Genomic DNA, 10,575 nt, shown 5'->3' on the forward strand with positions numbered 1-10,575 from the left:
CTCCTTTATCAGTATTAGTGAGACATGATGTCTCGTATTGTAATACTTTTTGTTGACAAGTTGTTTTTTTGTGTTTAGAGTTACACGTGTTCCAGTTATCGGAATGCTATGTTTCGTTTTATAGAATTAATAATCTATTAGGAGATAAGCAGATGAGCAAGCCTGACAATCGCACCGTCCCCGTCGGCCCGACCCGCATGACCCCCTCCGAGGCCTTCGTCGAAACCATGGTCGCCAACGGTGTGACGGACATGTTCGGCATCATGGGCTCGGCCTTCATGGACGCGATGGACATTTTCGCGCCTGCCGGCATTCGCCTGATTCCAGTGGTACACGAACAGGGTGCCGGCCACATGGCCGACGGTTTTGCACGCGTTTCGGGGCGCCATGGCGTCACCATCGGCCAGAATGGCCCCGGCATCAGCAATTGCGTCACGGCGATCGCGGCCGCTTACTGGGCGCATACCCCGGTCGTGATCGTGACGCCGGAAACCGGCACCACGGGCATTGGCCTGGGTGGTTTCCAGGAAGCCAACCAATTGCCGATGTTCCAGGAGTTCACCAAGTATCAGGGCCATGTCACCCATCCCGCGCGCATGGCTGAATACACCGGACGCTGCTTCGACCGTGCCATGAGTGAGATGGGACCGACCCAACTCAACATTCCCCGCGACTATTTCTACGGTGACATCACTTGTGAAATTCCCAAGCCCTCGCGCTTGGATCGCGGCCCGGGCGGCGAAAAGAGCCTCAATGAGGCCGCCGATTTGCTGGCCACGGCGAAGTTCCCGGTGATCATCTCCGGCGGTGGCGTGGTGATGGCCGATGCCGTCGAAGAATGCAAGGCACTGGCCGAGCGCCTGGGTGCACCGGTGGTGAACAGCTATCTGCATAACGACTCCTTCCCGGCCAGCCATCCGCTGTGGTGCGGTCCGCTCGGTTACCAGGGTTCCAAGGCCGCCATGAAGCTGATGGCGCAAGCCGACGTGGTCATTGCGCTAGGTTCGCGTCTCGGCCCCTTCGGCACGCTGCCGCAACACGGCATGGACTACTGGCCCAAGCAGGCGAAGATCATCCAGATCGATGCCGACCACAAGATGCTGGGGCTAGTGAAGAAGATCTCCGTCGGAATCTGCGGCGACGCCAAAGCGGCAGCGATTGCGCTGACGCAGCGTCTGGCTGGCCGTACCCTAGCCTGCGACGCGACCAAGGCAACACGCGCCGAGACAATCCAGACAGAAAAGGCTGCATGGGAAAAAGAGCTCGACGAATGGACCCACGAGCGTGATCCGTACAGCCTCGACATGATCGACGAGAACTCCAAGGAGAAGACCTTCAAGGGCGGTGACTACCTGCATCCGCGCCAAGTATTGCGCGAACTGGAAAAAGCCATGCCCGCCGACGTGATGGTCTCCACCGACATCGGCAATATCAATTCGGTGGCCAACAGCTACCTGCGCTTCGAGAAACCGCGCAGCTTCTTCGCGGCGATGAGCTTCGGCAACTGCGGTTATGCCTTCCCGACCATCATCGGTGCCAAGGTAGCGGCACCGCATCGCCCGGCCGTGTCCTATGCCGGCGACGGCGCCTGGGGCATGAGCCTGATGGAAACCATGACCTGCGTTCGGCACAACATTCCGGTCACGGCCGTGGTCTTCCACAATCGTCAATGGGGCGCCGAGAAGAAGAACCAGGTCGACTTCTACAACCGCCGTTTCGTCGCCGGCGAACTCGACAACCAGAGCTTCGCCGAGATCGCCCGCGCCATGGGTGCCGAAGGCATCACGGTGGACAGACTGGAAGACGTCGGTCCGGCCCTGAAGAAGGCCATCGACATGCAGATGAACGAGGGCAAGACCTGCATCCTAGAGATCATGTGCACCCGCGAGCTGGGCGATCCCTTCCGTCGCGATGCCCTGGCCAAGCCCGTCCGCTTCCTCGAAAAGTACAAGGATTACGTTTGATCCATTTGCGATTCCGGTAATTCGAAAGCAAACCAACGCGGTTGATACGAGGCTATTGATCGCGTTGGTCAGATTGTTGGCGACGGCAGACAGGCGCCGCAGGTTCAGCAGAAAAAATTTACGAGGCAATTAATGGAAAAGCATCCCCATCTTGACAAGATCATTGCCGATGCGCTGGCGTTGGAATCGCCGCGAGTCGCCGTGTGTTATCCGTGCAGTGCGAGTTCGATTGAAGCAGCGATCTCGGCCCAGCAAATGGGCTTGATCCAAGCCATCATGATAGGGCCAAGAAAGCGGATCGAATCGATTGCCGCGAAGAGCGCCATGGACCTGACGGGAGTGGAATTTGTCGAAACTGGAGACGATCCCGTAGCAGCTGCCCAACAATCAGCCGAGCTGTCTCGCTCGGGAAGTGCCAATGTAATAATGAAAGGCAGCCTGCACACTGACGAATTGTTAGGTACCGTCGTCAGCAAGGAAGGCGGCTTACGGACCAGCCGCCGTATGAGTCACGTGTTTGTTTTCGATCTTCCGGATCAGCCACGGCTATTGTTGATGGCCGATTGTGTCATCAACATCAATCCAGGCTTGATCGAAAAACGCGACATTGTGCAAAACGCAGTTGATGTCGCACATGCATTGAATATCGAGCGACCCTACGTCGCCATATTGTCGGCGGTCGAGATGATCAATCCGGCGATTCCCGGAACGATCGACGCGGCGGCCCTGTGCAAGATGGCGGAGCGAGGACAAATTACTGGCGCCGTTGTCGACGGTCCGCTGGGCTATGACATAGCTATTTCCCTCGAAGCGGCGCAGATCAAGGGCATCAATTGGCCTCATGCCGAACGGCCAGACATACTCATTATGCCCAATCTCGAAGCGGGCAATATGTTGTACAAGCAGATGGTATATGTCGCCAAGGCGGAGTGCGCAGGAATCGTCCTTGGCACCAAGGTACCGATAGTTGTTACCAGCCGTGCTGACTCGCCCAAAGCCAGAGTCGCTTCCTGCGCACTGGCGATTATTCAAGCAAACGCCATGGCAAGAAATAAAGTCGCTGACTAGGCAACCGGGTACAACTAAGCCAGCCAATTCCACAGAAGAGAGGAAAGAAACTGATGCCAACTAAAGAAATGGAACTGAAATCCGTGCCGTGCGTTAGCCTGCCCATCCCTGGAGCAGACCCTTGGTATGTGTCCGAAGGTGACGAAGCACTATCCGTGATGATCGATTTTCGTTCGCGCTCGTCCGTGACGGTTCTTGAGAACGACAACATTGACGATGCACTGGAACATCTAAAACACACCGGAGTTCGATGCGCCTTCGTCGTTAACCAGAAGAAACAAGAGGTTGTCGGGATGCTCACTGCCCACGATGTTTTGGGTGAAAAACCGCAACAGCACAGCCATTTCTGCGGGGGTGACCGCAGTGACATTCAAGTCAAGGACATCATGCAGAAGATCGGCGAATGGCGAGTGGCCGACATATGGGAAATAGAGCGGTCGACCGTTGAGGATATCTTGAACATCTTCAACAATACGGGACTTTCCCATCTGCCCGTTGTCGAAACTACGGCAGACGGCCAGCGGCGGTTACGCGGATTATTCTCATTCGCAAAAATCAAGCGGCTACTCGCCAAATAGCAGGGACCGGTCAGGCATTGAGATGAGAAGCAAAACCGACGCAGCGCACCGGCGCTTCAACGTTGCCACGCAAGATCTGCAGGTTCCTCGCTCGAGTTCGGCGATCGCGCCGGATAAAGCAGGTCTTGCCGCCGTGGAAGTCAAGAACACGACCTGCTACATGTGCGCCTGCCGCTGCGGTATTCGCGTGCATCTGCGCGACGGCGTGGTGCGCTACATCGACGGCAATCCGGATCATCCGTTGAACAAGGGCGTGATCTGCGCCAAGGGCTCGTCGGGCATCATGAAGCAGTATTCCCCGGCGCGCCTGCTGAAGCCGCTCAAGCGCAAGGCCGGGTTTGATCGCGGCGCCGGCGAGTTCGAGGAAATCGAGTGGGAGGAAGCTTTCGCCACGCTGGCCGAGCGCCTCGGAAAGATACGCGCCACCGATCCGAAGAAGTTCGCCCTGTTCACCGGCCGCGACCAGATGCAGGCGCTGACCGGCATGTTCGCGCGCCAGTTCGGCACGCCAAACTACGCGGCACACGGCGGCTTCTGCTCGGTGAACATGGCGGCCGGCATGATCTACACGATAGGCGGTTCGTTCTGGGAGTTCGGCGGGCCCGACCTCGACCGCGCCAAGCTCTTTGTCATGATCGGCACTGCCGAGGACCACCATTCGAATCCGCTGAAGATTGCGATTTCGAAGTTCAAACGCGATGGCGGTCGCTTCATTTCGATCAACCCGGTGCGCACCGGCTATTCGGCGATTGCCGACGAATGGGTGCCGATCCGTCCCGGCACCGATGGCGCACTGCTGCTGGCCATCATTCACGAGATCATTGCCACCGGTTTGTACGACCGCGACTTCCTGGTCCAGTACAGCAATGCCGGGCAACTGGTGAATGTGAATGCAGCAACCGACGAGTTCGGCTTCTTCGTGCGCACCGAGGTGCCGACCGAAGAGGCCTGCTACGAGCCGCAGGACAAGCTCTGGTGGGACCGCACGACCAACCGCGCAGTGCTGACACACAAGGCTGGCGCCGACCCCTACCTGCTGGGCGAGTTCAAGCTTGCCGACGGCACGCCGGTCAAGCCGGCCTTCCAGTTGCTGCAGGAGCGCGTCAAGGATTACACCCCCGAATGGGCTAGCCAGATCACCGGCATTCCGGCTGAGAGCATTCGTCGCCTGGCGCACGAAATGGGCGTCACCGCGCGCGACCAGAAGATCGAACTGCCGATCGCCTGGACCGATTCCTGGGGAAATGAGCACGAAACGGTGACTGGCAATCCGGTGGCCTTCCACGCCATGCGCGGCTTGGCGGCGCACAGCAACGGCTTCCAGACCATCCGCGCGATGGCGATCCTGATGTCGCTGCTGGGTACCATCGATCGCCCCGGCGGTTTCCGCCACAAGGCGCCCTTCCCGCGACCGATTCCGCCCTGCGCGCGCACCCCCAACGATCCGCGCGCGGTGCAGCCCAACCGGCCGCTCGACGGCATGGCGCTGGGCTGGCCGTCGGACCCGGATGATCTCTTCGTCAATGATGACGGCAGCCCGGTACGCATCGACAAGGCCTTCTCCTGGGAGTATCCGCTGTCGGTGCATGGCCTGATGCACAACGCCATCACCAATGCCTGGCGCGGCGATCCCTACCGCATCGACACGCTGCTGATTTTCATGGCCAACATGGCGTGGAACTCGACCATGAACACGGCCGAAGTGCGACAGATGCTGAACGACAAGGATGAGAGCGGCGAATTCAAGATTCCCTTCCTTGTCGTCTGCGATGCATTCCATTCCGAGATGACGGCCTTCGCCGACCTGATCCTGCCGGACACCACCTACCTTGAGCGTCACGACGTGATGTCCATGCTCGATCGGCCGATTTCCGAATTTGACGGACCGGTCGATGCCGTGCGCATTCCCGTGGTGCCGGTCTCGGGCGACTGCAAGCCCTTCCAGGAAGTGCTCATCGAACTTGGCACGCGGCTGAAACTGCCGGCCTTCGTGACGAAGGAGGGCGCGCGCAAGTTCCGCGACTATCCGGATTTTGTCGTCAATTGGGAGTCCGAGCCGGGCTCCGGCATCGGCTTCCTCGCCGGCTGGCGCGGCAAGGGCGGCGAGAAGTCCTTGCGCGGCGAGCCGAATCCGAACCAGTGGGAGATGTACCAGAAGAACAACTGCGTCTTCCACTACGAGTTGCCCAAGTCCTACCAGTACATGCGCAACTGGAACAAGGGCTACCTCGAATGGTCGCAGCGCAACCGCATCACGCGCTATGCCGAGCCGATCCTGATCCACATTTATTCGGAAGTACTTCAGCGCTTCCGCACTGCTGCCCAGGGTAAGGGCCTGACACGCAAACCACCGGAACACTTGAAGAAGCGCATCGACACCTATTTCGATCCCTTGCCATTCTTTTACGACACGCTCGAAGCGCAGGTCACCGACAAGCACAAGTATCCGCTCGCCGCAGTCACGCAGCGGCCGATGGCGATGTACCACTCCTGGGATTCGCAGAACGCCTGGCTGCGTCAGATCCACACCCATAACTACCTCTTTGTGAATACCCTTACTGCGCGCCAGCAGGGCATCGAGGACGGCGACTGGATCTGGGTCGAATCGCAATGGGGCAGGGTGCGCTGCATGGCACGCCACTCCGAGGCGGTCGAGCCGGGAACGGTGTGGACCTGGAATGCCATCGGCAAGGCGGCAGGCGCGTGGAACCTGACGCCGGATGCCAATGAGTCGCAGAAGGGCTTCTTGCTCAATCACCTGATTTCCGAGGAGCTGCCGGCCGGCGCGCAGCGCATTTCGAACTCCGACCCGATCACCGGGCAGGCGGCGTGGTACGACGTGCGGGTAAGGATCTACAAAGTCGGCGCTGGCGAGACGGCGCCGGGTTTGCAAAATACATCGCCGCAGTTCAAGCCGATGAAGCCCTATCCGGGAATGAAGATGCGCAGCAGCATTCTGGCCTTTCTCGGGGTCAAGTCGAAATGACGCAACTGGCCCTGGTCATCGACCTCAACGTTTGCGTCGGCTGCCAGGCCTGCGTGACGTCATGCAAGGAGTGGAATACTTCGGGCAGCGCCGGGCCGATGGTCGACCAGAACCCCTATGGCGCGGACCCGACCGGCACCTTCTTCAATCGCGTGCAGACTTTCGAGGTCGGCGAGTTCCCCAACACCGAGACGGTGCATTTCCCCAAGTCCTGCCTGCATTGCGAGGATCCGCCCTGCGTCCCGGTGTGCCCGACCGGGGCCTCCTACAAGCGCAAGGAAGACGGCATCGTCCTCGTCGATTACGACAAGTGCATCGGCTGCAAGTACTGCTCCTGGGCCTGTCCCTATGGCGCACGAGAGTTGGACGAGCAGCAACAGGTGATGAAGAAATGCACCCTGTGTGTCGATCGGATCTATGACATGACAATGGATGCGGACGACCGCAAACCTTCCTGCGTCAAGGCCTGTCCGACCTCGGCGCGACTGTTCGGCGATATCCATGATCCACAGTCTGCCGTGTCGATCGCCATCCGCGAGGGCGGCGGTTATGCGCTGATGCCGGAGTGGGGCACCCATCCGGCCAATCACTATCTGCCGCGACGCAAGACCCGCATTACGATTCACGAGGACGAACTCGAGCGCGCCGACAATCCGCTCAAGGTCGACCGTCAGTTGCCGCGTCCGGCCATGAGCGAGCCGACCCTCGACGACGTCACTACCTGGTAAGCGGATACGACATGCACCCTGCATTCTCTGTCATTTTCCTGACCACGCTGATCGGCGCCGCGCAAGGCTTGTTTCTGGCGTTGTTTACGGCGCAGTCCTATGCCGCTTTCAAGCTGCTGCCACAACCCGACGCCCATGCCTTCTACGGTCAGGGCAGCCTGCTGGCGCTGCTGCTGCTGGTTGCCGGCCTCGTCGCCTCCTTCTTCCATCTCGGGCATCCCGAACGCGCCTGGCGCACCGCGACCAAATGGCGCACCTCGTGGCTTTCGCGCGAAGTCATCGTGCTGCCGGCCTTTATGGGCGTGGTTTTTCTCTATGGTCTGGCGCACTGGCTGGACTGGCATCCGGTGCTGATGACCCTGCCCGGCGGGCTTCCGGTCGATCCCAGTGCCATTCTCGGTGTGGCGGGTACCTTGCTCGCCTTCGCTTTGTTCGTCTGTACGGCAATGATCTACGCCTGCCTGAAGTTTCTCGCCGAATGGCACTCGCCACTGACCGTCGTCAACTACATCCTGCTCGGTGGTGCATCCGGGTTCACGCTGGCCGCTGCCTTTGCCGCCGCGACGGCGCCGGAACTGGTCGGTTTCCTGGCCGGCTGGGCGGCGATCATCACCGTGCTGGGTCTGCTGAGTCGCGGAGCCTCGCTGGTTCGCAATGCGCGCCTGAAGCCGAAATCGACGCTGCAGACTGCGATCGGCATCAAGCACCCGAAGATCGCGCAAAAAACCCAGGGCTTCATGGGCGGCAGCTTCAATACCCGCGAGTTCTTCCACGGCCAGCCGGTGGCGGTGCTGCGCGGGGTGAAGTGGTTTTTCCTGCTGGCGGTGTTTCCGTTGCCGCTTTTGTTGTTGTTGTCGGGAATGCAGGGAGGCATCGGCCTGCTGGTGGCGGCCTTCGTGGTGCAGTATGCAGGCCTGCTGGCCGAGAGGTGGTACTTCTTTGCCCAGGCCAATCATCCGCAAAATTTATATTACCAATCGATCGCTTGAACGCCGGACGGATGCTCCCCCGTCCGGGTTGTCTTTTAGCAACTCAAAATACAGTGGTCAACTCCCCTGCCCTTCCTGCCCTTCACTTGTTTGACATTATTGCCCGAGTGAAAGCAGACACCGGGGATTGACTACGCCGGTCGCTGGATCAGAAGTTGCCGAGCAACTGGAGTGACCGAGTAGATGGCCGATGCATGGTTCCTGCGACCGGCAGCTTGGTGATCAGTAAGCCGCCATAGCAATTGCCGACGTCATCAGGCAGCTTTGGGCACCGATGCGACCGTCGCCTTCCACAATTCATTGCCGAAAAGCGGCCTGTGAGATTTCACTTCCTGGAAGCGGTCGGTTGTTACTGATTGCTCGATGCCCAGACAGTCATACCGCCATCGCTATGGCGAAGGGACGTGCAAGGGCTCCGCGATGTCGATCAATGCAACCTAACAATTTAGTGACTCTTCGACATCTTGAGGCCGACGGAGTCGACACGGTTGCCGCTTATCGCACGCACCGTGAGTTCCATGCTGCCGATCCCGACGCGGTCACCAACCACCGGGCGACGGCCCAGTCGTTTCGCCAACAGATCGCCAATGCTGCGCTCAGATTCGGCAGCGTCGAGCTCCATGCCATAGGTCGCCGCCAGTGCCGCTGCCGAGGAGTCGGCGTCGAGCACGAACTCGCCGAAGAAGTTGCGCACCGCGAGGTGGCCGCTTTGTTCCTGGCGACCAAATAGCGCGGTGAGATTTTCCACCTGTTCGGGCGAGGCCAGCAGCCAGACGATGTCGTCGGCCTTGAGCGCCGTCGCGCTGGGCGCCAACAAGGGACGCCCCCGACGCACCAGGGCGGCGCAGCGCACCGGCCGGCCGCGCAGATCGGTGAGCGAACTCGGCAACATGCCGATGGCCAGCGACTGTGCCTCGACGCGGAAGGCGACCAGCGCCAGCACGGTTTCCCGTCCGATCCAGACTTCCTTCGATTCGAGCGGTTCGGCGCCATGGGGAACTTCCACATCCAGTCGGCGCGCGGCCCACGGCACCGTGGCGCCTTGCACCAGCAGCGAAAACAGCACCACGGCAAAGGTGACGTCGAACAGCAGGCGCGACTCGGGAATGCCCGCCATGACCGGGAACACGGCCAGCACGATGGGGACTGCGCCACGCAGGCCGACCCATGAGATATAGGCGATTTCCCGATTGGGAAAGCGGAATGGCTTCAGCGTCACGGCGACCACCAGCGGTCGCGCGACGAAGGTCAGGAACAGCGCGACGGCGAGCGACTCCCAGAAATAATTGACCAGATGCGAAGGCGTCACCAGCAGGCCGAGCAGCAGGAACATGCCGGCCTGCGCCAGCCAAGCCATGCCGTCCATCACCTTCAGCACGTGCGAGGTGGCGCGCGTGCGCTGGTTGCCGACGATCACACCGGCAAGATAAATCGCAAGGAAGCCGCTGCCGCCCAGTTGGTTGGTGGCGGCGAACACCGTCAGGCCGCCCGAGATGATCAACAAGGCGTAAAGCCCCTCGGCCAGGCGCACGCGCCGCAGCAACTCGGCAAGCAAGCGCCCAGCGCCAATGCCGAGTGCGGCGCCGATCACGAACTGCGTTACCAGTTGCAGAAGGACACCCTCCGGCGTGGACACGCCGGTGCCGGCGATGATGCCTACCAGCACCGTAACCAGCAGGATGGCCATCGGATCATTGGCCCCGGATTCGATTTCCAGCGTTGCGCCGACCCGCTCGTTGAGGCGCACGCCGCTGTGGCGCAAGAGATTGAAGACGGCGGCGGCATCGGTCGAACCGACGATGGACCCCATCAGCAGTCCGTAGCGCCAGTCCACGCCGAGCAGCCAGGTACAGAATGCACCCAGCAGCGCGGCGGTGGCGATCACGCCCCAGGTGGCGAGTGCCGTCGCCGGCCAAAGCGCGACGCGAAAGGTCGAGATGCGCGTGCGCAGGCCGCCATCGAGCAGGATGATCGCCAGCGCCAGATTGCCGACAAAAAACGAGGCACCGAAATCGTCGAAGCGGATTCCCCCCGGACCGTCTTCGCCGGCCAGCATGCCGACGACGAGAAATATCAGCAGGAAGGGAAGTCCGAGGCGCGCCGAAAGTGTGCTGGCCAGCACGCCGAGAAACAGCAGGACGCCCGAAAGCAGCAGCAGGGTATTGACTTGATCCACGTCAGAAGGCTCTTGGGGTTTGGGAATGTAGGCGGTATTGCATGGTGGTAACGACGAAAATACTTTCGACCAATGGTAGCTTATCT

General features: G+C 60.3%; 7 protein-coding genes. 6 read left to right on the forward strand and 1 reads right to left on the reverse strand.

Annotated features, from left to right (window positions below; all coding sequences use genetic code 11):
• Window positions 1–152: 152 nt before the first annotated feature.
• From xsc to J0M27_RS00835, 6 genes are all read left to right on the forward strand, one after another.
• Window positions 153–1,964 carry a sulfoacetaldehyde acetyltransferase gene (gene xsc / locus J0M27_RS00810; RefSeq protein ID WP_294986502.1) on the forward strand — a complete coding sequence of 604 codons (1,812 nt, stop codon included), beginning with the start codon at window positions 153–155 and terminating at the stop codon, window positions 1,962–1,964.
• A 72-nt stretch (window positions 1,965–2,036) separates the two neighbouring features.
• A complete protein-coding gene (locus J0M27_RS00815; protein WP_294986575.1) occupies window positions 2,037–3,032 on the forward strand; it encodes a bifunctional enoyl-CoA hydratase/phosphate acetyltransferase in 996 nt (331 codons plus the stop codon).
• Between the two features lie 53 nt (window positions 3,033–3,085).
• Complete coding sequence (locus tag J0M27_RS00820; protein WP_294986504.1) at window positions 3,086–3,610, forward strand: CBS domain-containing protein; 525 nt, start codon at window positions 3,086–3,088, stop codon at window positions 3,608–3,610.
• A 22-nt stretch (window positions 3,611–3,632) separates the two neighbouring features.
• Entirely contained in the window at window positions 3,633–6,596 is a 2,964-nt protein-coding gene (locus J0M27_RS00825; RefSeq protein WP_294986506.1) for a molybdopterin oxidoreductase family protein, read from the forward strand.
• On the forward strand, window positions 6,593–7,324 hold the full coding sequence (locus J0M27_RS00830) for a 4Fe-4S dicluster domain-containing protein (RefSeq protein WP_294986508.1): 732 nt from the start codon (window positions 6,593–6,595) through the stop codon (window positions 7,322–7,324). Before J0M27_RS00825 ends, J0M27_RS00830 begins: the two co-directional genes overlap by 4 nt.
• An 11-nt stretch (window positions 7,325–7,335) precedes the next feature.
• Window positions 7,336–8,313: a DmsC/YnfH family molybdoenzyme membrane anchor subunit gene (locus tag J0M27_RS00835; protein WP_294986509.1), complete on the forward strand. Its 978-nt coding sequence runs from the start codon at window positions 7,336–7,338 to the stop codon at window positions 8,311–8,313.
• Between the two features lie 445 nt (window positions 8,314–8,758).
• Here the strand turns inward: J0M27_RS00835 and J0M27_RS00840 are convergent, their stop codons facing one another.
• Complete coding sequence (locus tag J0M27_RS00840) at window positions 8,759–10,489, reverse strand: potassium/proton antiporter (protein WP_294986511.1); 1,731 nt, start codon at window positions 10,487–10,489, stop codon at window positions 8,759–8,761.
• Window positions 10,490–10,575 lie beyond the last annotated feature (86 nt).

The organism is Sulfuritalea sp., from assembly GCF_017302275.1.
GTDB lineage: Bacteria > Pseudomonadota > Gammaproteobacteria > Burkholderiales > Rhodocyclaceae > Sulfuritalea.

Bases quoted from the DNA above. Each gene is read 5' to 3' on its own strand.
- J0M27_RS00830 (WP_294986508.1), top strand. From the start codon at position 6,593: ATGACGCAACTGGCCCTGGTCATCGACCTCAACGTTTGCGTCGGCTGC.
- J0M27_RS00835 (WP_294986509.1), top strand. From the start codon at position 7,336: ATGCACCCTGCATTCTCTGTCATTTTCCTGACCACGCTGATCGGCGCC.
- J0M27_RS00820 (WP_294986504.1), top strand. From the start codon at position 3,086: ATGCCAACTAAAGAAATGGAACTGAAATCCGTGCCGTGCGTTAGCCTG.
- xsc (WP_294986502.1), top strand. From the start codon at position 153: ATGAGCAAGCCTGACAATCGCACCGTCCCCGTCGGCCCGACCCGCATG.
- J0M27_RS00825 (WP_294986506.1), top strand. From the start codon at position 3,633: ATGAGAAGCAAAACCGACGCAGCGCACCGGCGCTTCAACGTTGCCACG.